This window comes from Streptomyces sp. SLBN-31, assembly GCF_006715395.1.
In the GTDB taxonomy this organism is placed as follows: Bacteria; Actinomycetota; Actinomycetes; order Streptomycetales; family Streptomycetaceae; genus Streptomyces.
In genome coordinates this window covers 69,254-90,143 of sequence record NZ_VFNC01000003.1, presented here as the reverse complement: position 1 = coordinate 90,143, position 20,890 = coordinate 69,254, and the positions used below count along the sequence as shown (strand labels likewise).

Annotated in this window: 18 protein-coding genes; 10 read left to right on the top strand and 8 right to left on the bottom strand. The window is 71.5% G+C overall.

The window, feature by feature from the left end:
- Positions 1-21 precede the first annotated feature (21 nt).
- From FBY22_RS37945 to FBY22_RS37925, 5 genes are all read right to left on the bottom strand, one after another.
- Positions 22-483 carry an organic hydroperoxide resistance protein gene (locus tag FBY22_RS37945; protein WP_142154550.1) on the bottom strand — a complete coding sequence of 154 codons (462 nt, stop codon included), beginning with the start codon at positions 481-483 and terminating at the stop codon, positions 22-24.
- A 154-nt stretch (positions 484-637) separates the two neighbouring features.
- On the bottom strand, positions 638-1,108 hold the full coding sequence (locus FBY22_RS37940; protein ID WP_142152718.1) for a MarR family winged helix-turn-helix transcriptional regulator: 471 nt from the start codon (positions 1,106-1,108) through the stop codon (positions 638-640).
- 10 nt (positions 1,109-1,118) lie between these two features.
- The gene (locus FBY22_RS37935; protein ID WP_142152717.1) at positions 1,119-1,895 is read right to left on the bottom strand and encodes an energy-coupling factor ABC transporter ATP-binding protein; all 777 of its coding nucleotides are present in this window, start codon (positions 1,893-1,895) and stop codon (positions 1,119-1,121) included.
- Positions 1,883-2,644, bottom strand: a complete 762-nt coding sequence (gene cbiQ / locus FBY22_RS37930; protein WP_142152716.1) for a cobalt ECF transporter T component CbiQ — start codon at positions 2,642-2,644, stop codon at positions 1,883-1,885. The genes FBY22_RS37935 and cbiQ overlap by 13 nt, the downstream gene beginning before the upstream one ends.
- Position 2,645: 1 nt before the next feature.
- Positions 2,646-3,704 carry an energy-coupling factor ABC transporter permease gene (locus tag FBY22_RS37925; protein ID WP_142152715.1) on the bottom strand — a complete coding sequence of 353 codons (1,059 nt, stop codon included), beginning with the start codon at positions 3,702-3,704 and terminating at the stop codon, positions 2,646-2,648.
- 165 nt (positions 3,705-3,869) lie between these two features.
- On the opposite strand from FBY22_RS37925, the gene FBY22_RS37920 reads away from it, so the two are divergent.
- Complete coding sequence (locus FBY22_RS37920; RefSeq protein ID WP_142152714.1) at positions 3,870-4,217, top strand: SsgA family sporulation/cell division regulator; 348 nt, start codon at positions 3,870-3,872, stop codon at positions 4,215-4,217.
- A gap of 34 nt (positions 4,218-4,251) precedes the next feature.
- On the opposite strand, the gene FBY22_RS37915 is transcribed toward FBY22_RS37920, so the two are convergent.
- The 3 genes from FBY22_RS37915 to FBY22_RS37905 all read right to left on the bottom strand — a co-directional run bounded on the left by FBY22_RS37915 (position 4,252) and on the right by FBY22_RS37905 (position 9,498).
- Positions 4,252-5,922: a penicillin-binding transpeptidase domain-containing protein gene (locus FBY22_RS37915; RefSeq protein WP_142152713.1), complete on the bottom strand. Its 1,671-nt coding sequence runs from the start codon at positions 5,920-5,922 to the stop codon at positions 4,252-4,254.
- A 94-nt stretch (positions 5,923-6,016) separates the two neighbouring features.
- Positions 6,017-7,642 carry a penicillin-binding transpeptidase domain-containing protein gene (locus FBY22_RS37910; RefSeq protein WP_142152712.1) on the bottom strand — a complete coding sequence of 542 codons (1,626 nt, stop codon included), beginning with the start codon at positions 7,640-7,642 and terminating at the stop codon, positions 6,017-6,019.
- A 116-nt stretch (positions 7,643-7,758) separates the two neighbouring features.
- Positions 7,759-9,498, bottom strand: coding sequence for a dolichyl-phosphate-mannose--protein mannosyltransferase (locus FBY22_RS37905; protein ID WP_142152711.1), 1,740 nt, complete (start codon positions 9,496-9,498; stop codon positions 7,759-7,761).
- Positions 9,499-9,594: 96 nt separating this feature from the next.
- On the opposite strand from FBY22_RS37905, the gene rsmI reads away from it, so the two are divergent.
- The 9 genes from rsmI to FBY22_RS37860 all read left to right on the top strand — a co-directional run bounded on the left by rsmI (position 9,595) and on the right by FBY22_RS37860 (position 20,865).
- Positions 9,595-10,455 (top strand): 16S rRNA (cytidine(1402)-2'-O)-methyltransferase, encoded by an 861-nt coding sequence (gene rsmI, locus FBY22_RS37900; protein WP_142152710.1) that lies wholly within the window; start codon positions 9,595-9,597, stop codon positions 10,453-10,455.
- 244 nt (positions 10,456-10,699) lie between these two features.
- A complete protein-coding gene (locus tag FBY22_RS37895; protein ID WP_142152709.1) occupies positions 10,700-11,113 on the top strand; it encodes a hypothetical protein in 414 nt (137 codons plus the stop codon).
- Positions 11,114-11,159: 46 nt separating this feature from the next.
- Positions 11,160-12,047, top strand: coding sequence for a TatD family hydrolase (locus FBY22_RS37890; protein ID WP_142152708.1), 888 nt, complete (start codon positions 11,160-11,162; stop codon positions 12,045-12,047).
- A gap of 117 nt (positions 12,048-12,164) precedes the next feature.
- Positions 12,165-13,691: a resuscitation-promoting factor gene (locus FBY22_RS37885; RefSeq protein ID WP_313905481.1), complete on the top strand. Its 1,527-nt coding sequence runs from the start codon at positions 12,165-12,167 to the stop codon at positions 13,689-13,691.
- A gap of 140 nt (positions 13,692-13,831) precedes the next feature.
- Positions 13,832-14,740: a 16S rRNA (adenine(1518)-N(6)/adenine(1519)-N(6))-dimethyltransferase RsmA gene (gene rsmA, locus FBY22_RS37880; protein WP_142152707.1), complete on the top strand. Its 909-nt coding sequence runs from the start codon at positions 13,832-13,834 to the stop codon at positions 14,738-14,740.
- A complete protein-coding gene (locus FBY22_RS37875) occupies positions 14,737-15,645 on the top strand; it encodes a 4-(cytidine 5'-diphospho)-2-C-methyl-D-erythritol kinase (RefSeq protein ID WP_142152706.1) in 909 nt (302 codons plus the stop codon). The genes rsmA and FBY22_RS37875 overlap by 4 nt, the downstream gene beginning before the upstream one ends.
- Before the next feature lie 151 nt (positions 15,646-15,796).
- Positions 15,797-16,939: a peptidoglycan recognition family protein gene (locus FBY22_RS37870; RefSeq protein WP_313905480.1), complete on the top strand. Its 1,143-nt coding sequence runs from the start codon at positions 15,797-15,799 to the stop codon at positions 16,937-16,939.
- 171 nt (positions 16,940-17,110) lie between these two features.
- Positions 17,111-18,913, top strand: coding sequence for an ABC-F family ATP-binding cassette domain-containing protein (locus FBY22_RS37865; RefSeq protein WP_142152705.1), 1,803 nt, complete (start codon positions 17,111-17,113; stop codon positions 18,911-18,913).
- Between the two features lie 191 nt (positions 18,914-19,104).
- A complete protein-coding gene (locus FBY22_RS37860) occupies positions 19,105-20,865 on the top strand; it encodes a PQQ-binding-like beta-propeller repeat protein (RefSeq protein ID WP_142152704.1) in 1,761 nt (586 codons plus the stop codon).
- Positions 20,866-20,890 lie beyond the last annotated feature (25 nt).

The following is a 20,890-nucleotide window of genomic DNA, read 5'->3' as shown; positions in this document are numbered from 1 at the left end:
CGCCCTGTCCCGCTCTCCTGATCAACCAAGCAGAATCGTCACGTCGATGTTCCCGCGGGTCGCGTTCGAGTAAGGGCACACCTCGTGCGCCGCGTCCACCAGCTTCGCCGCGACGCCCGGATCCAGGACCGGCAGGGAGACGCTGAGGGCGACCGCCAGGCCGTAGCCGCGGGTCCTGTTGGGGCCGATGCCGACCTTGGCGGCGACGGTCGAGCCCGTCAGGTCGTAGCCCATGCGGTTGCCGACAAGGATCAGGGCGTTGTGGAAGCAGGAGCTGTAGCCGGCCGCGAAGAGCTGCTCGGGGTTGGTGCCGTCACCGTCGCCGCCCAGCTGCGGCGGCATCGCCACCTTCAGCTGGATGTGGCCGTCCTGGCTGGTGACGTAGCCGTTCCGGCCGCCGTGCGCGGTCGCCTCGGCGACGTACATGATCTTCGTCGGACGGGTGTCCGGCGTCTCGGTGTCGGCCGTGAGGTCGTCGCTCATGGCGCTCATGGATGCCCCCCAGAACGAGTGTGCGCGAGTACATCGTGCACAAGGTACTGGCCGGTAGGTCGGTATCGTGGGTCGGGGGGATGCAACCGGGGGTAACGGCTGGTGGGGGTGTGCTCGGGGGCGTGTTATTCGGGAGCGCGCGCTGTCAGGCGGGGCGCTCTGCCGCTTCGTGCGCCCTTTCCGCGAGCCTCCACAACTCCTCGCGCAACCGCGCGACCTCTTCGGTGCCGAGCCCCGTCGCCGTGAGCAGGGCGCCCGGCACGCACGCCGCGCGCTCCCGCAGTTCCTCTCCGCGCCCCGTGCACGCGACGAGCACCGAGCGCTCGTCGTGGGCCGCGCGCTCCCGGCGCACCACCCCCGCGCTCTCCAGCCGCTTGAGCAACGGCGACATCGTGCCGTAGTCGAGCCGCAGGGCGGCGGCGAGCTCTTTCACCGTCGTCTCGCCGCGCTCCCACAGGACGAGCAGCACCAGGTACTGGGGGTAGGTGAGGCCGAGTTCCTCCAGCACCGGGCGGTAGGCGGCGGTCACCGCGCGCTGGGCCGCGTACAGCGCGAAGCACAGCTGATCGTCGAGCAGCGGCGAGGCCGCGGCCGGCGTCTGGTCCTCGTTCGTCACGCGCCCATTGTCACGGACGGCCCGTGCCCGCCGTCACCGAACGGGGATCGAAGCCGAAGGGAAGCTCCAGGCGGTGGGCGCGCATGAGGTCGTCGTCGGAGAGGAGTTCGCCCGTGCCGCCGTCCGCGGCGATCACGCCCTCGCTGAGGATCAGGGAGCGCGGGCACAGCTCCAGCGCGTACGGCAGGTCATGGGTGACCATCAGGACCGTCACGTCCAGGGCGCGCAGGATGTCGGCCAGTTCGCGGCGCGAGGCCGGGTCGAGGTTTGAGGAGGGCTCGTCCAGGACGAGGATCTCCGGCTCCATGGCGAGGACCGTGGCGACGGCCACCCGGCGCCGCTGTCCGAAGGAGAGATGGTGCGGGGGACGGTCCTTGAACTCCGCCATGCCGACCAGCGCGAGCGCCCGGTCGACCCGCTCCTCCAGCTTGGCGCCCCGCAGCCCGGCCGCCGCCGGCCCGAACGCCACGTCCTCGCGCACGGTCGGCATGAACAGCTGGTCGTCCGGGTCCTGGAAGACGATCCCGACCCGGCGCCGGATCTCCGCCATGTGCCGCTTGCCGACGGGCAGCCCGGCGACGGTCACCGTTCCCGCGCCGCCGGTCAGGATGCCGTTGAGGTGGAGCACGAGGGTCGTCTTGCCCGCGCCGTTCGGGCCGAGCAGCGCGACCCGTTCGCCGCGCTCGATGCGCAAGTCCACGCCGAACAGCGCCTGATGGCCGTCGGGGTAGGCGAAGGCCAGTCCGGCCACTTCCAGGGAAGGCGTCTCGACAGTCACAGGGTCCATCCCAGCAGGCAGACGACAAGGGCGGCGAAGGGGAGGGCGAGGGCGTACGACCACTGCGCCCGGGACGCGGTCACCTCGTCGATGACCGGCATCGAACCGGCGTATCCGCGGCTGACCATGGCCAGGTGCACGCGCTCCCCGCGCTCGTAGGAGCGGATGAACAGGGCGCCCGCGCTCTTCGCGAGCACCCCCCAGTGCCGCACGCCCCGCGCCTCGAACCCGCGCGACTCCCGCGCGATCCGCATGCGCCGCATCTCGTCGGTGATGACGTCGCCGTAGCGGATCATGAAGGAGGCGATCTGGACGAGGAGCGGCGGGAGCTTCAACCGCTGCAGGCCCAGCAGCAGTTCGCGCAGTTCGGTGGTGGAGGCCAGCAGGACCGACGTGGCCACGCCGAGCGTGCCCTTGGCGAGCACGTTCCACGCCCCCCACAGGCCGTTGACGCTCAGAGACACCCCCAGGACGTCCACCCGCTCGCCCTCTGCCACGAACGGCATGAGCACGGCGAACGCCACGAACGGCACCTCGATCAGCAGCCGCTTGAGGACGAAGCCGGCGGGCACGCGCGCGTAGTGCGCGACGGCGCCCAGGAGGACGGCGTACAGACCGAAGGCCCACATCGCCTCCCGCGGGGTCGAGACGACGACCACGACGAACGCGAAGGCGGCGGCGAGCTTGGTGTGCGGCGGCAGGGCGTGCACGGGGGAGTGCCCGTGCCGGTAGAGCCGGTGTGCGTGTCCCGCGCCCATGTCAGACGGCGCTCGTACTCGTCGGCGAGACGTCCGGCGTACGCCGGCGGCGCACGACCCAGAACACCGCGCTCCCGGCGACCACCGTCACGCCGACGCCGATCACGCCCGCCAGCCCCCCGGACAGGCGGGCGTCCTCGACGTCCTTGACGCCGTAGTGGGCCAGCGGGGAGTCGGCCGAGCCGTGCCGCTCGGCCTTCTTGTCGATGCCCTCGTCGTGCGCGACCTTCTCCAGTCCGTCGGGGCTGGAGGAGGCGTAGAAGCTGACGAAGCCGGCCAGGACGAGGGAGGTCGCGAGACCGGTGATCCACAGCGCGCGGCGGGAAGTGCGCGCCGCGACGGGCGCCGTGCGCGCCCCATCGGCCGCCGGTGCATCCACGAGCGCGCCGTTCACGCGCAGCTTCAGTCGCTGTCGCAGGCCGCGCGCGCCGTGCACGAGATCCGGGCGCACGGCGATCACCGCGCCCACCGTCAGCGCCGTGATCACCGCCTCCCCGAGCCCGATGAGCACATGCACGCCGATCATCGCGGTGGCGACCTTGCCGAGGGAGACGTCGGTCGTCCCGCCGACGGCGTAGATGAGGGTGAACGCCACCGCCGCGGCCGGCACCGACAGCAGCGCGGCGACGAAGGAGGCGACGGTGACCGAACGCCGCCCGCGCGGCAGCACCTTCACCAGCAGACGGAAGACGGCGTAGGAGACGACCGTCGTGACGATCGCCATGTCCGTGATGTTCACGCCGAGCGCGGTCAGCCCGCCGTCCGCGAAGAGGATCCCCTGCATGAGCAGGACCACGGAGATGCAGAGCACACCGGTGTAGGGGCCGACGAGGATCGCCGCCAGCGCCCCGCCCAGCAGATGCCCGCTGGTACCGGCCGCGACGGGGAAGTTGAGCATCTGCACCGCGAAGATGAAGGCCGCGACCAGACCGGCCAACGGGGCGGTTCTCTCGTCCAGTTCGCGTCGCGCGCCGCGCAGGCTCACGGCGACGGCGGCGGCGGCGACCACGCCGGTCGCGGCCGAGGTGGGCGCGTCGATGAATCCGTCAGGCACATGCACCGTTCGATGATAATGCCTTGTTGCGAACCTCTTGCAAGAGCGAGTGGGTCGTATCTCGGACCGTTGCTCATTCGTCAAGAGGCATGAACGGGAAAATATGGGACATTGGAAGGGGGTGGACGCACAGATTCCGCACAGGTCACGCTCCGTGAGAGGGCCGTCACGATGTCTGTAGTCGAACAGTACGCGCGAGCCCACATCGTCTCCGACGCCGCGATACCGATCGACGAAGCGGTCCCCGTGGTGCTGCGCTACGACCCGGAGACCGACCCGCGTTCGGTGCGGTTCGACCTGCCGGGCACCCGCGAATGGACCTGCTCCCGCTCGCTCCTCGAACAGGGCCTGCGCGCCCCGGCCGGCACCGGACAGGTCCGCGTATGGCCGTGCGGCCGCGTGCAGGCGGTCGTCGAGTTCCACTCCCCGCAGGGCGTGTCGGTGGTGCAGTTCGAGACGAAGGCACTGCTCAGGTTCCTGCGCCGCACCTACCTGGCGGCGGCACCCGTCAGTCGCTGACCGGCACCGCCCGCCCGCGCCCGGACGCCGTGGCTCAGCCCATCTTCAGCAGCGCCGCCACGATCGGACCGGCCGTGTCACCGCCGTGACCGCCCGCCTGGACCACGCCCGCCGCCGCGAGGTCGCCCCGGTAGGCGGTGAACCAGCCGTTCGGCTTCTTCTGGTTGTCCACCTCGGCCGAGCCCGTCTTCGCGCCGGCGTCACCGCTCACCCCGGACATCGCCTTGGCCGCCGTGCCGTAGCCCGCCGTGTACCGCATGACGTCCTTCAGCCAGGCCTGCGTCTGCGACGACATCGTCCGGGAGGCCTTCGCCAGCGTGCGGTGGTCCACGTCGGGGGAGACCAGGTACGGCTGGCGGAAGACGCCCGACTCCACGGTCGCCGAGACCGACGCCATGTTCAGCGGGTTCATGCGCACCCCGCCCTGGCCGATCAGCGAGGCACCCATCTGCGCGCCGCTCTGCACCGGGATCGAGCCGTCGAAGGTCGGGACGCCGATGGCCCAGTTGTTCATACCGAGGCCGTAGACCTGCTGGGCCTCCGTCGTCAGGTCGCTGTTGGACAGCTTCGGCGCGAAGTTGATGAAGGCGTTGTTGCAGGAGGCGCCGAAGGCCAGCTTGAAGGTGCCCTGCTTGATCTCCGAGTTGTCGTCGTTGTGGAAGGTCCAGCCCGCGAGCTTGTACTTCTTGGGGCAGGGGTGCGACTGGTCCGGCTTGACGAGCCCCTTCTCGAACAGCATCGTCGACGTCACGATCTTCATCGTGGAGCCCGGGGCCAGGGAGCCCTGGAAGGCCGTGTTGAAGCCGGGGTTGTGGTTCGCCACGGCCAGGATCTCGCCGGTCGACGGGCGCAGGACCACGACCGAGGACCGGTCCTTCGCGGCGACCTGCCGCTCGGCCGCCGCCTGGAAGGTGGGGCTCAGCGTCGTCTTCACCTTGCCCGGGGTGCCCTTGGTCAGCGTCAGCAGGCTCTTGTCGGACAGCTTGGCCTTCTGCGAGGTCTTGCCGCGCACCACGTCCAGCTCGATGCCCGCCTTTCCGCCGGCGATCTTGCCGTACTTCTCGCGCAGGCCGTCCAGGACGGGGCCCAGCGACGGGTACTTGGCGGTCGTCAGCTCGCCGCCGTCACGGCCGTAGGCCTTGACCGGAGGCGTCCCCGCCTCGCCGGTGACCAGCGTGTCGCCGTCCTTCAGGTCCGGGTGGACGACGGAGGAGTGCCAGTCGACCAGCGGTTTGCCGGTCTCCTTGTCGCGTACGACTGTCAGCGAACTGTCGTACGCCAGCGGCTTGCTGGTGCCCTTGTACGCGACCGTGCCCTTGACGGAGAAGGGGACCTTGTCGCCGGTGCGGGTGCCCGGGGTGAGGGTGACGCCCGTGATGTGGGCGTCCTTGGTGTAGCCGGTGAGCAGGGTGGTGGCCGCCGTCGGGTCGTTCGTGACGGCGGCTGCCTGAGCGGCCTTGCCCGCCTTCCAGGACGTCAGGAACTTCGTCGCGGCGGTCTGCACCTCGGTGGCCGACAGCGGGCCGGTCTTGACGTGCTTGTGGTCGCCCGCGGACGCCGAGGTGCTCCCGTCGTCGGCCGAGGCCCCGGGGCCGTACAGCGCGTACGCGCCGAGGCCGGCGCCGCCGACGACCACGGCGATCACCCCGCCGATGACGGCGGACCCGGTCTTCCGTCGCTCGGCGACGCGCCTTCTGTTGCCCACAGTTCCCGTCCTTCGCTACTTCCCCAGGGTCCCCGTTGCCCTCATCCATCCCAACGACGGCACCAGCCTAGAGTCCCCAAGCGGAGGGGAAACTTCAGCCTGCCGTCCGTAGCACAGCTGCGACAATCGGGCCCGCCGCCGTGCCGCCGTGGCCGCCCTCCTCGGTCATGGCCGCGGCCGCCATGTCGTCGCGGAACCCGGTGAACCAGCTGTTGGACACGGTCTGCCCGTCGACCTCCGCGGAACCGGTCTTGGCGCCGATGTCCCCACGCAGCCCGGCCATGGCGTCCATCGCCGTCCCCTGGGTCGCGGTGAGCCGCATCATCTGCCGCAGCTGGTCGGAGGTGCTCGCGGACAGCCCCTTGGCGGTGGCCAGTTCGCGGTCGTCCAGGTTCGGCGGGACCAGGTAGGGCTGGCGGAAGCGGCCGGTGATGGCCGTCGCGGTGACCGAGGCCATGTTCAGCGGGCTCATCTGCACCTGGCCCTGGCCGATCGCGTTGGCGGCGCGGTCCGGGCCGCTGACCGTGGGCACCTTGCCGTCGAAGGACGTGATGCCCGTCTTCCAGTTGTCCCGGCCGAGCCCGAAGCGGTCCCGGGCCTCCTGCGTGAGCGAGGAGTCGGTGAGCGGCTTCTCGTCGATGAGCTTGATGAAGGCGGTGTTGCAGGAACGCAGGAAGCTGTTGGCGAGCGTGGCGTTCTCGTTGGGCTGCATGTTCTTGAGGTTGGTGAAGGTCTGGCTCTGCCAGGTGGCGCTCGGCGGACAGGGCGCCGGGCCGTTCATCGAGGTCACACCGTTGTCGATGAGCATCGCGGCGGTGATGATCTTCATCGTGGAGCCGGGCGCGACCTCGCCCTCGAACGCCGCGTTGAACTGGTCCCCGCGGTTGTTGGCCACTGCCAGCACCTCACCGGTGCTGGGCTTGACGGCCACCACCGACGACTGGTCGAACTTCTTCACCGCCGTTTCGGCCGCCGCCTGCGCGCTCGCGCTGATCGTGGTCCGCAGCCGGCCCGCCTTCCCCTTGGCGAGGGTCACCAGCGTGGTGTCGGCCACCCCCTCCGCCTGGTGGTGGACGGCCAGCTCGATGCCGGGCGTGCCGCCCGCCTTGTCGCCGTAGCGCTGGCGCAGGGTGTCGATGACGGGCCCGAGCGACGGGTACTTCTCTTTCGTCAGCACGGCCCCGTTCCGGTCCACGGCCTCGATCTCCGGGCTCGCGGACTCGCCCGTGACCAGTGTGTCGCCGGTCTTGAGCTGCGGATGGACGACCGACGGCCGCCAGTCGACCAACGCCCGCCCGGTGGTCCGGCCCCGCACGACCGTCAACTCGCTCTTGTACGTCAGCGGCTTGGACCTGCCCTGGTACGACACCGTCGCCCTGACCGTGAAGGGCACCGTCGCCCCGCTCGCCGCGCCCGGGGTGATCTTCACCTTCTTGATGTGCGCGCTCTCGCTGTAGCCCGTCAGCAGCGGCCGGGCTCCCGCGTCGTCGTTCGTGTACGTGGCCGCCCGGGCCGCCTCCCCCTTCGACCAGGCGGCCAGGAACTTGGCCGACGTCTGCTTGATCTCGTCCTTGCTCGGCGGCCCCGTCTTCACGGACGCCGCTCCGCCGTCGCCGTCACCGTTCAGCGCCGACACGATGTTGAAGGCGCCGTACCCGGCGCCGCCCACCATCACGGCGAACACGCTGCCTATGACGGCGACCTTGACCCCCTTGGCCATGTCTCTCCCCGTTTCCCCGTACAACGATCCCCCGCACTGTAGGCGGCGGGAGAGGGGGCTGTGAGGGATGTTGCCCATGTTGGTACGGATCCGGCCGCACCGTGGGCACGGACCGGCTACACCCAGGTGTCCAGCCACATACGTGAACGCCAGCTGTCGATCGGGATCGCGGTGCCGGTGTACAGGGGCCAGAAGTAGATGAAGTTCCAGGCGATCAGCAGGACCAGGACGCCCGCGCCCGTCGCCCCGGCCACCCGGCGCGTGTCGCTGGAGCCCGGCGGACCGATGACCGCGCCCAGCAGCATCGCCACCGCCAGGCACAGGAACGGCACGAAGACGACGGCGTAGAAGAAGAAGATCGTCCGTTCCTGGTACATGAACCAGGGCAGATAGCCGGCCGCCACACCGCAGGCGATGGCACCGGCCCGCCAGTCGCGGCGGAACAGCCAGCGCCACAGGACGTACAGGACCGCGAAGCCCGCCACCCACCACAGCAGCGGTGTGCCGATGGCGAGGACCTCACGGGCGCACTTCTGGCCCGCGTCGGCGGCGCAGCCGTCCGCGCCGGGCGAGGGGGACTCGTAGAAGTACGACACCGGCCGGCCGTCGACGATCCAGCTCCACGGGTTGGACATGTACGTGTGCGGCGAGGACAGGCCGATGTGGAATTCGTAGACCTCGTGCTCGTAGTGCCACAGGCTGCGCAGCCAGTCCGGCAGGAAGGTGAAGTGGCCGCCCCGGCCGTCGGTCGCGGCCCAGTTGCGGAAGTAGCCGCCGGAGCCGTCCGCGGGGGAGAGGATCCAGCGGATCCAGGAGAGCAGGTAGACGGTGACGGCGATGACGGACATCACCACCCACGACACGATCGACTCGGCCGCCCAGATCAGCGAGATCCGGTGGCGGGCGCCCGCGGTCCTGCGCGCCCCGACGTCCCACAGCGCGGTCATCAGGGCGAACGCGGCCAGGAAGTACAGGCCGTTCCACTTCGTGCCGATCGCGAGGCCCAGCAGCACGGCCGCCGCCCACCGCCAGGGGCGCAGGCCCAGCCAGGTGGTGTCGGCGATGTGCGCGTCGGGCCGCACCAGACCGTCCGGGCTCACTGGGAGGGCGGCGGCGAGTCTGGCGCGCGCCTGGTCCCGGTCGATCACCAGGCACCCGAACGCGGCCAGTACGAAGAACATCAGTACGCCGTCGAGCAGCGCGGTGCGGCTCATCACGAAGTGCAGCCCGTCCACCGCCATCAGCGCGCCGGCCAGGCAGCCGAGGAAGGTGGAACGGAAGATCCGGCGGCCGATGCGGCACAGCATCAGCACCGACAGCATGCCGAGCACGGCGGTCATGAACCGCCAGCCGAACGGGTCGAACCCGAACATCAGCTCGCCCAGCCCGATCACGTACTTGCCGACCGGCGGATGCACGACATAGGCCGCGTCCGTCGGGATCTTGACATGTCCGTGCGAGGAGATGATCAGGTCGTTGGCGTTCTTGTCCCAGTTGACCTCGAAGCCGCGGTGGACGATCGCCCAGGCGTCCTTGGCGTAGTACGTCTCGTCGAATATCACCGCCTTCGGGCTGCCCAGGTGCCAGAAGCGCATCACGCCCGCCAGCAGCGTCACCAGCAGCGGGCCGACCCAGCCGGACCAGCGCGCGATCCGTCCGGCGAGCGTCGGCCGCACGCCCAGCACCTGCCACAGCCGCGGGCTCGGTTCGGTGAACGGCGGCACCAGACGCGCACGGACGTCGCCTCTGGACCCGGCCGAGTATCCGAAACGGCGCAGCCGCAGCTGCCAGGCCGGCCGCTCGTCTTCAGGGGTCTGGCCTTGCCGGGTGTCCGGGGAGGACGCGGTACTGGTCACCGCGCCATCGTAGGGAACGGTTCTGTGTGAGTCCCGTGCATGGCAGGTAAGGGTTCGAATGCGTTCGCTTCCGTCGCTCCCTGGGAGGATGGGGAGGTGACCGGAATCCTCGTACTCGCAGGCACCCCCATCGGCGACATCGCGGACGCGCCCCCGCGACTGGCCCAGGAGCTCGCCGGGGCCGACCTCGTGGCCGCCGAGGACACGCGGCGGCTCAGGCGGCTGACCCAGGCGCTGGGCGTCACGCCCAAGGGGCGCGTGGTGTCGTACTTCGAGGGCAACGAGTCCGCCCGCACACCCGAGCTGGTCGAGGAACTGGTGAACGGGGCGCGCGTGCTGCTCGTCACCGACGCCGGCATGCCCTCCGTGTCCGACCCCGGTTACCGGCTGGTCGCCGCCGCCGTGGAGAAGGACATCCGGGTCACCGCCGTGCCGGGCCCGTCCGCCGTGCTCACCGCGCTCGCCCTGTCGGGGCTTCCCGTGGACCGGTTCTGCTTCGAGGGGTTCCTGCCGCGCAAGGCGGGGGAACGGCTGACGCGCCTGAAGGAGGTCGCCGAGGAGCGGCGCACGCTCGTCTACTTCGAGGCCCCGCACCGACTCGACGACACCCTCGCCGCGATGGCGGAGGCGTTCGGCGCCGACCGGCGGGCGGCCGTGTGCCGGGAACTGACCAAGACGTACGAGGAGGTCAGGCGCGGCCCGCTGGCGGAACTCGCGGAGTGGGCGGCCGCGGGGGTGCGCGGCGAGATCACGGTGGTTGTGGAGGGGGCGCCCGAGCGGGGCGCGCAGGACGTGAGCGCCGAGGAGCTCGTGCGCCGTGTGCGCGTGCGCGAGGAGGCCGGGGAGCGCCGCAAGGAGGCGATCGCGGCCGTCGCGGCCCAGGCGGGCCTGCCGAAACGGGAGGTCTTCGACGCGGTTGTGGCCGCGAAGAACGCCGCTTCGGCGAGTGGTTCGTGAGACTTTCGTGAAGTCCGCCACACCCCCTCTGAGCAGGGCGCATCTCTCCTGAGCGAGCGCCCCACGGACAGGCAAAGGGCTGTCGTGAAAAGCAAAGCCCCAAGGGGTGAGCGGGGGTGGTATGGCAAGGAAAGTCCAAATCGGATCCAACACTCGACAGGCCTGCTGCGATCACGCCGCCGGAAGCGTCCACTGGATGAAGGGACGCACCCGTCCCTTTGTCCAGCGGACAAGAGGAGCTGGCATGAGCGAGATCGAAGGACAGACCGCCCTGCGCGGCGCGGCCACCGCGGTCGTCCATGAGTCGTACTCCTTCGCCTGCATGCGCTGCGGGCACGGCTGGGAGCAGTCGTACGAGATAGAGCACCACACCGACGCCGACGGCCACGAGTTCGTGATGTACGTGGCGAACGGACGGATCGTCCCCTCCCCGCTGTCCCGGCCGACCTGCCAGAACTGCGACGCCCACGTCGTGCGGATCATGCGGCCGGGGCGGGTCTCCGCGGCGCACGACGCGGCGCACCGGTCCCACCGGCAGGCCCCGCAGGCCGGGCCCGTGGAGGCGCCGGAGCCGGCCGCCGACGGCGCGGAGCCGGAGGAGCACCACCACTGGCATCTGTCCGATCTCCTGCACCCCTTCCAGCGCAAGGCGGGCTGACAGCTCCCGGGGCCGGGACGGCATGCCCCTTTCGTAGGATCGGGGCATGCCTTCCTCCAGCTCGAAGACCGGTGACCAGAGCGCACCGCCGCTCCCGGCGCCCCTCAGGGTGCCCGTCGCCGACTCCCACACCCACCTCGACATGCAGTCCGGCACGGTGGAGGAGGCGCTGGCCAAGGCCGCGTCGGTGGGCGTGACCACCGTCGTCCAGGTCGGCTGCGACGTACGCGGCTCGCAGTGGGCAGCGCGGACGGCAGAGGAGTTCGAGAACGTCCACGCCGCCGTCGCCCTGCACCCGAACGAGGCGCCGCGCATCGTGCACGGCGACCCCGACGGCTGGTCCCGGCAGGGGGCGCGTGAACCGGGGGGCGCCACGGCGCTCGACGAGGCGCTCGCCGAGATCGACCGCCTGGCCGCGCTCCCCCACGTCAAGGGCGTCGGCGAGACCGGCCTCGACTACTTCCGCACCGGACCCGAGGGCAAGGAGGCGCAGGAGCGCTCCTTCCGCGCCCACATCGAGATCGCCAAGCGGCACGGCAAGGCGCTCGTCATCCACGACCGCGACGCCCACGCGGACGTGCTGCGCGTGCTGAAGGAGGAGGGCGCCCCCGAGCGCACCGTCTTCCACTGCTACTCCGGCGACGCCGAGATGGCCGAGACGTGCGCCCGCGCCGGCTACTTCATGTCCTTCGCCGGCAACGTCACCTTCAAGAACGCCCAGAACCTGCGCGACGCCCTGGCGGTGGCCCCGGCGGAGCTGCTGCTCGTGGAGACCGACGCGCCCTTCCTCACCCCGGTGCCGTACCGCGGACGGCCCAACGCCCCGTATCTCATTCCGGTCACGGTGCGCGCCATGGCCGCCGTCCGGGGCGTCGACGAGGACGTCCTGGCGACGGCACTCGCCGCGAACACCGCCCGCGCCTTCGATTACTGACCCTTAACGCACGACTGTGCGTAGCCGCGTCGCTTTGGAGAGTGACGGTCGCTCCGCTAGGTTCTGTGGGCCCGATCCGGACCCCTCTGGACCCAACGGCCCCTGGAGCGTGTCGGCGTGAGCAACTCGCAGTACGAGACGTATGAGGCGTACGGCCCGGCCGCGCCGTCCGAGGCGTACCCGCCGTCGCCGGGATACGACGGCTTCGGAGACGGCCTCGACGAGGGATTCGACGGGGGGTTCGGCGACGACCGATTCCGTGACCGCGGTTTCGACGCGCACAGCGCGCGGACGCTGCCGGCGGCGCATGTGGTGTCGGAGGCGACGGTGGTGTCCGGTGCGCTTGGGGCGTACGGAGGTCCGCACGCGCCCGCGTACGAGGCGTACGAGGCGTACGGAACCGGTGTCGACGCGCCGCGCGAGCCCTACGAGGCGGCGCTGCCGCGTCAGACGGGGCCCGTGGTGAACGAGGGGGCGCCCGACGAGGTCGCGCGCGCCGTCGCGGGCGGGCGCGGTTCGCGCCGGCGCAAGGTCCGGTACGCCGAGCGCTCGGACAGCTCCGTGCGCCGCCTGCTCCCGCAGGCGCTGGTCGTCGCCTTCCTCGCCGGCGGCACCTCCGCGTTCGTCGCCAACGACAAGGCGATCGAGCTGACCGTCGACGGCGAACCGCGCACCCTGCACACCTTCGCGGACGACGTGACGGAACTCCTCGCGGAGGAGGGCGTCGCCGTAGGGGAGCACGACGTGGTCGCGCCCGCCCCCGGCACCGCGCTCGCCAGCGGCGACGAGGTGGCGGTGCACTACGGGCGCCCCGTGCGGCTCACACTCGACGGACACCGGCGCGAGATGTGGACGACGGCGCACACCGTGCAGGGGGCGCTCGACCAACTGGGCGTGCGCGCGGAGGGCGCGTACATGTCCGTCTCGCGCTCCCAGCCCATCGGACGCGCCGGCCTCGCCCTCGACGTCCGCACCGAACGCTCCGTGACGATCATGGCCGACGGCCGCGCCCGCACCGTACGCACGAACGCGGCGACCGTGCGCGAGGCCGTCGAGGAGGCAGGCGTCACCCTGCGCGGCGAGGACACGACGTCCGTCCCGGGCGACAGCTTCCCGCGCGACGGACAGACGGTGACCGTGCTGCGTGTGAGGGGCAGCGAGGAGGTCCGCGAGGAGCCGATCCCGTTCGAGACGGAACGCCGGAACGACCCCACGCTGTTCAAGGGGACTGAGGTCGTCGAGCAGACCGGGCAGCCGGGTCTGCGGCGCGACACCTACGCCCTGCGGACCGTCAACGGCGTCCGGCAGAAGCCGCGCAGGACCGACTCCGACGTGGTGCGCGAGCCGCGCAGACAGATCGTGCGGGTCGGCACCAAGCCGCTGCCGACGTCCGCGCACGGGGCGGACGGCCTGAACTGGCACGGGCTGGCGGCGTGCGAGTCGGGCGGCAGGCCGGACGCGGTCGACCCTTCGGGGACGTACGGGGGCCTGTACCAGTTCGACACCCGCACCTGGCACAGCCTCGGCGGCAGCGGGCGGCCGCAGGACGCCACGGCGGAGGAGCAGACGCTGCGGGCGAAGAAGCTCTACATGCGGCGCGGGACGAGCCCGTGGCCGCACTGCGGGACGCGCCTGCACGGGTGAGCCGCGCCGACGGGAGCGCGCCGACGCCCTCAGCCGCGCGGACGGGGCCGCGCCGACGCCCTCAGCCGCGCGGACGGGGCCGCGCCGACGCCCTCAGCCGCGCGGACGGGGCCGCGCCGACGCCCCCGTACCCTTGTCCCGTGAGCAGCAGCCCCGCCCCAGACGCCCTCCTCGGGCCCGCCGACGTACGCGAACTCGCGGCCGCCCTCGGCGTGCGTCCCACCAAGCAGCGCGGCCAGAACTTCGTGATCGACGCGAACACGGTCCGCCGTATCGTGCGCACCGCCGAAGTCCGCCCCGACGACGTGGTGGTGGAGGTCGGCCCCGGGCTCGGCTCGCTGACGCTCGCGCTGCTGGAGGCCGCCGAGCACGTCATCGCCGTGGAGATCGACGACGTACTGGCCGCCGCGCTGCCCGCGACCGTCGCGGCCCGCATGCCGGAGCGCGCCGGGAGTTTCGCGCTGGTCCACTCCGACGCGATGCACGTCGCCGAGCTGCCCGGCCCCGCCCCGACGGCGCTGGTGGCGAACCTGCCGTACAACGTCGCCGTCCCGGTCCTGCTGCACATGCTCGAGACCTTCCCGACCATCGAACGCACCCTGGTCATGGTCCAGTCGGAGGTCGCCGACCGCCTCGCCGCGGGGCCCGGTTCGAAGGTGTACGGCGTGCCGTCCGTGAAGGCCAACTGGTACGCCGAGGTCAAGCGGGCCGGGGCGATCGGGCGGAACGTCTTCTGGCCCGCGCCGAACGTCGACAGCGGCCTCGTGGCGCTCACCCGGCGCACCGAGCCGGTCCGGACCACCGCCTCCAAGGCCGAGGTGTTCGCCGTGGTCGACGCCGCCTTCGCGCAGCGCCGCAAGACGCTGCGGGCCGCGCTCGCCGGATGGGCCGGTTCGGCCCCGGCGGCGGAGGCGGCCCTGGTCGCCGCCGGGGTGTCGCCGCAGGCGCGCGGCGAGGCGCTCACCGTCGAGGAGTTCGCGCGCATCGCGGAGAACAAGGGGGCCGGCGCCGCCGGGCCCGTCGAGCACAAGGAGCCCCGTCCCCAGTGAGCGTCACCGTCCGCGTCCCCGCCAAGGTCAACGTGCAGCTCGCGGTGGGTGCCGCCCGACCCGACGGCTTCCACGACCTGGCCAACGTCTTCCTCGCGGTCGGCCTCTACGACGAGGTGACCGTGACGCCGGCCGAGGAACTGCGCGTCACCTGCGAGGGCGCCGACGCCGACCAGGTCCCCCTGGACCGTACGAACCTCGCCGCGCGGGCCGCGCTCGCGCTCGCCGAACGTCGGGGCATCGAGCCGGCCGTGCACATCCACATCGCCAAGGACATCCCGGTCGCCGGCGGCATGGCGGGCGGCAGCGCGGACGGCGCGGGCGCGCTGCTGGCCTGCGACGCGCTGTGGGGTGCGGGCGCCTCCCGGGCCGAACTGCTCGCCATCTGCGCCGAGTTGGGCAGTGACGTGCCGTTCAGCCTGGTCGGCGGGGCGGCGCTGGGCACCGGGCGCGGCGAACAGCTGACCGCCCTGGAGGTGGGCGGCACCTTCCACTGGGTGTTCGCGATGGCCGGGCGGGGGCTGTCGACGCCGGCCGTGTTCCGGGAGTTCGACCGGCTCACGGCGGGCCTCGACGTCCCCGAGCCGGTCGCCTCTCAGGAGCTGCTCGACGCCCTCGCCAAGGGCGACGCGGACGCGCTCGCCGCCGCCGTCTCCAACGACCTGCAGCCCGCCGCCCTCTCGCTCTTCCCGGAGCTCGCCGACACCCTGGCCACGGGCCGCGCCGCCGGCTCCCTCGCCGCGCTCGTCTCCGGATCGGGGCCGACGACGGCGTTCCTCGCCCGAGACGCGCGGTCGGCGGCGAAGGTGGCGGAGGCGCTGGAGGCCTCGGGCACCTGCCGCACGGTGCGTACGACGTCGGGTCCGGCACCGGGCGCGACGGTGCTCGGCGGCACGCACGCGTAGGGGCGCGTCCGCGAGGGGATCTTCGCCCGATCTCCACAGGAACGTCCCACGACCGCGCTACGGGCGGGGTGGGTGGGACGGATAAGGTCCGTTGATACTTCAAGCGCTTGCTGTTGCGCGTGACGACCTCTGCACAGCCGAAGGATCACTCGTGCCCGAGTCCGAACCCCCCACCCCTGCCTCCGCGCCCACCCACCGCCGCAAGCGGTCTCTGTCACGCCGGGGCGCGATCGGCGCCGGCGTGGCCATGGCCGGCGCCGCCGTCCTGACGCCGGCCGTCTTCGCGGCCACCGAGTCCGACCCCGGTTCCGCCCCCGGCTCCGGTTCCGGCTCGGCCTCCGGCGGCGACCCCGCCACCACGCCGGAGACGTTCCCGGCGACCCGCTCGGCCGCCGCCATCGGCACCGGTACCGCCACCACCTCCTTCGCCGCCTCCTACGTCGGCGTGCGCTGGAGCGGCGACCCGGGCGGCGCGGGCATCCGCTTCCCGGGCGACACCGGCTTCCAGTCGCTCACCGGCGGCTGCGCGAGCGTCGACGGCGGCGGCACGGCCCTGGTGGCGGCCGGCAACGCGAAGACGTACGAGGTGAGGGCGGCGGACGGCACGACGGACGTGCGCTCGCTCGCGATCGACACCGCCCGCGGGCCGGGCCGCACCTTCCAGGTGCCCTCGCAGCCCACGCGCGTGCGTGGCGTGCGGTATCTGTCCCGCCCGGCCTGGGGCGCCGACGAGTCCAAGCGGTACAAGAACGGGCAGGTCAACTCGCCGGAGAAGTACTACGCGCTGCAGTCGATCACGGTCCACCACACGGACACCCCGAACGACGACCCCGACCCGGCGGCGACCGTGCGCGCGATCTACGAGTACCACGCGGTCACCCTTGACTGGGGCGACATCGGCTACCACTTCCTGATCGACGAGGCCGGCGACGTCTACGAGGGCCGCTACTCCGGCGACGACGGCATCCCCGCCTTCAACACCGACGGCGACCTGGTCACCGCCTTCCACACCGCCGGCTACAACTCCGGCAACCTCGGCATCGCCCTCCTCGGCACCCTGACCGACCAAGGCCCCACGGACGCCGCGAGAGCCTCGCTGACCCGCCTGATCAAGGTGATCGCCCGCTTCAAGGGCCTCGACCCGCGGGCGCAGATCACGTACACCAACCCCGTCAACGGCGTCACCAAGAACGTCACGACGGTCGGCGGCCACCGCGACTGGCTCCAGACCGACTGCCCCGGCCGGACGATGTACGACCTCCTGACCGAGGTCCGCGCGGACGCCTCAGGCTGATCCCGGTTTTCCACAGGCCACCCTGCTCGGGATCGGCCAGCCACCGGCGCGCTGAGGCCCTGTCGCCGGTCTCCCGCCTGCCCCGCGGGGCCCCGCCCTACGGGCGGACGACGGGAGACCGGCGACAGGGCCTACGCTGGGAGGCTGATCGTCCCCCCGGGCAGGAGAGAAATGGCCGTCAATCTGGTCAATGTCGAGAACGTCAGCAAGGTGTACGGCACTCGTGCCCTCCTCGACGGCGTCTCCCTCGGCGTCTCCGAAGGCGACCGGATCGGGGTCGTGGGACGCAACGGGGACGGCAAGACCACGCTCATCCGCATGCTGGCCAAGCTCGAGGAGGCCGACACCGGGCGCGTCACCCACTCCGGAGGGCTGCGCCTGGGGGTGCTCACCCAGCACGACTCCCTGGACCCGAACGCCACCGTGCGGCACGAGGTCATCCGCGACATGGCCGACCACGAGTGGGCGGGCAACTCCAAGATCCGGGACGTGCTCACCGGGCTGTTCGGCGGGCTGGACCTGCCCGGTTTCCCGCAGGGCCTCGACACCGTCATCGCGCCCCTGTCCGGCGGTGAGCGCCGCCGTATCGCCCTGGCCAAACTGCTCATCGAGGAACAGGACCTGATCGTCCTCGACGAGCCGACCAACCACCTCGACGTCGAGGGCATCGCCTGGCTCGCCCGTCACCTGCGCGAGCGCCGCTCCGCGCTGGTCTGCGTCACGCACGACCGCTGGTTCCTGGACCAGGTGTGCACGCGCATGTGGGACGTGCAGAAGGGCGACGTCTACGAGTACGAGGGCGGCTACTCGGACTACGTCTTCGCACGCGCCGAGCGCGAGCGCATCGCCGCCACCGAGGAGGCCAAGCGGCAGAACCTCGTCCGCAAGGAGCTGGCCTGGCTGCGCCGCGGGGCACCCGCGCGCACCTCCAAGCCGCGCTTCCGCGTCGAGGCCGCCAACGAGCTGATCAAGGACGTACCGCCGCCCCGGGACAGCTCCGAGCTGATGAAGTTCGCCTCCTCGCGACTCGGCAAGACGGTCTTCGACCTGGAGGACGTCACCGTCCAGGCCGGCCCCAAGGTGCTGCTCAAGCACGTCACCTGGCAGCTCGGCCCCGGCGACCGCATCGGCCTGGTCGGTGTGAACGGCGCCGGCAAGACCTCCCTGCTGCGGGCGATGGCGGAGGCGGCCCGCACGGAGGGCGAGACACAGCCCGTGGGCGGGCGGGTCAGCGTGGGCAAGACCGTCAAGCTCGCCTACCTCTCCCAGGAGGTCGCCGAGCTGAACCCGAACCTGCGGGTGCTGGAGGCCGTCCAGCAGGTGCGCGAGCGCGTCGACCTCGGCAAGGGACGCGAGATGACCGCCGGGCAGCTGTGCGAGACGTTCGGCTTCAACAAGGAGAAGCAGTGGACGCCGGTCGGCGACCTCTCCGGCGGTGAGCGCCGCCGGCTCCAGCTGCTGCGGCTGCTCATGGACGAGCCCAACGTCCTCTTCCTCGACGAGCCCACCAACGACCTCGACATCGAGACCCTGACCCAGCTGGAGGACCTCCTCGACGGCTGGCCCGGCTCGATGATCGTCATCTCCCACGACCGGTTCTTCGTCGAGCGCACCACCGACCGCGTCTTCGCGCTGCTGGGCGACGCCACGTTGCGGATGCTGCCGCGTGGCATCGACGAGTACCTGGAGCGACGGCAGCGGATGGAGGAGGCGGTCGCCGCGGCCGCCCCGGTCGCGGACAAGCCCGTCGCCGAGAAGAGCTCCGCCGACCAGCGCGCCGCGAAGAAGGAACTGCAGAAGATCGAGCGGCAGTTGGACAAGGTCTCCGAGCGGGAGACCAAGCTGCACGCCCAGATCGCCGAGAACGCCACGGACTTCGCGAAGGTGGCGGAACTGGACGCGGAACTGCGTGACTTGGCCGGCCAGCGGGAGGAACTGGAGCTGCGCTGGCTCGAACTCGCCGAGGACGCGTGAAGGACGTGTGAAGGCGTAACGGCGGTATCACGGGCCGGTCGTCCCTTGGGAACAGCGGACGAGCCGGCCCGGTGCGTTGTCGGTGCCGAGTGATAGAAAGAGCCGTCTGAGAACTGTCTGAGTACGACTCCGGCTCATCAAGCGCCTCGCGGCGTGGCTGGAAATCAGTGATCGAACGGGGGAAAGCGCTGATGACACAGCCGCCGCAGGGTGGTTTCGGGCCGCCGCAGGATCCGCCGCCGGAGGGCGGATTCGGGGCGCCGCCGCCCCCGCAGTCCCCGCCGCCGCAGGGCCCGTCGTCCCCGCAGCCCGGCTACGGCCACCCCCAGCCTCCACCACCGCCTCAGCCGCCCGCGCAGCCACCCCAGCAGCCGGGCCCGTACGCCCAGCAGCCCGGTCCGTACGCGCAGCCCAACCCATACGGCCAACCTGGCCCCTACGGTCAGCCCCAGCAGCCCGGCCCGTACGGAGCGCAGCCCGGCTACGGGTATCCGTCGCAGCCCCAGTACCCGGGCGGCCCCGGAATGCCGCCGACCGGTCCCCGCAAGGGCAGGCCGGTGCTGATCGCGGTGGCGGCCGTCCTCGCCCTGGCCGTCATCGGCGGCGTCGCGTACGCGGTGACCCGCGGCGGGGACGACGGCAAGAAGCCGGTCGCCGGGCAGAGCGACGACCCCAAGCCCACCGCGTCCGGCACGTCGGGCGGCTCCGGCGGTACGAAGGGCTCCGACCCCGAGGACCTCAACTCGGGCCGCCAGGCCGGTGAGGCGAAGGTCCTCTGGTACAAGTCGCCGCCGGACACGCCCGGTTCGGGTGCCGACGCCCCGGGCATGTGGATCACCGGCAAGACGGTGGTGAAGGCGGCGTACAAGCAGGTCTTCGCCTACGGCGTGGCCGACGGCGCGACGGCCTGGGGCCCGTTGACCTTCCCGCAGAAGATCTGCTCGGTCACCCCCCAGAAGTCGGCCGACGACAAGGTCGTGGTGGCGTACGAGAGTGGCACCGGCGAGCGCGCCAAGTGCAACAAGCTCCAGCAACTCGACCTGAACACCGGCGCGGAGGGCTGGAGCGGCACGCTCGGCGACGGCGCGCTGTTCGACAACACCATCAACGTCTCGCTGTCCATCACCGGCAAGACGGTGGTGGCGGGCCGCGCCCAGTCCGGGGTGGGATTCGACGTCGACAGCGGCAAGAAGCTGTTCGAGAAGACGAAGTACGGCAGTTCCTGCTTCCCGACCGCGTTCGCGGGCGGCGCCAGGCTGGTCTCCGTCGCGTCCTGCGACGCCTCCGAGGCGAACGAGCACGAGGAGATCCAGGAGCTCGACCCGAAGACCGGCAAGGTCAGGTGGACGCAGGAGTTCGACAAGGGCTGGACCGTCTCACGGACCTACTCCGTCGACCCGCTCGTCGTCTACAGCACCAACGAGGACAAGAAGGCCTGGAACATCTCCACCTTCGACGCCAAGGGGCGCTTCCGCTCCCAGGTCGGATTCGACGAGAACTTCGCCCCGCAGTGCGGCTGGCAGATCCTCGACCGCGACCTGCAGGGCTGCGAGGGCGTGGCGGCCGACGCGAACACGCTCTACCTGCCGACCAAGGCGACCACCGGGCCGAACGAGATCGTCGCCATCAACCTGGCCAGCGGCAAGGAGAAGTGGCGCGTGAAGTCCCCGGCGGACGAGTCGATGCTGCCGATGAAGGTGGAGGGCGGCAAGCTCATCGCCTATGTCGAGCCGTCGTACGACGCGGGCGGCGAGGTCGTGTCGATCGCGACGAGCGGCTCGGACCACAAGCCGGCGAAGCTGCTGCGCAACCCGGCGGGCACGGCCGACCTGGAGAACGGCTTCTACTCCAAGGCCTACGACTGGGTCGACGGCCGCTTCTACCTCTCCTCGACGAGGCTGGCCGGCAACGACGACTCGAAGGGGAAGCTGATTCTCGCCTTCGGCAACTGACGCCGCCCCACGGCTCCCCACATCC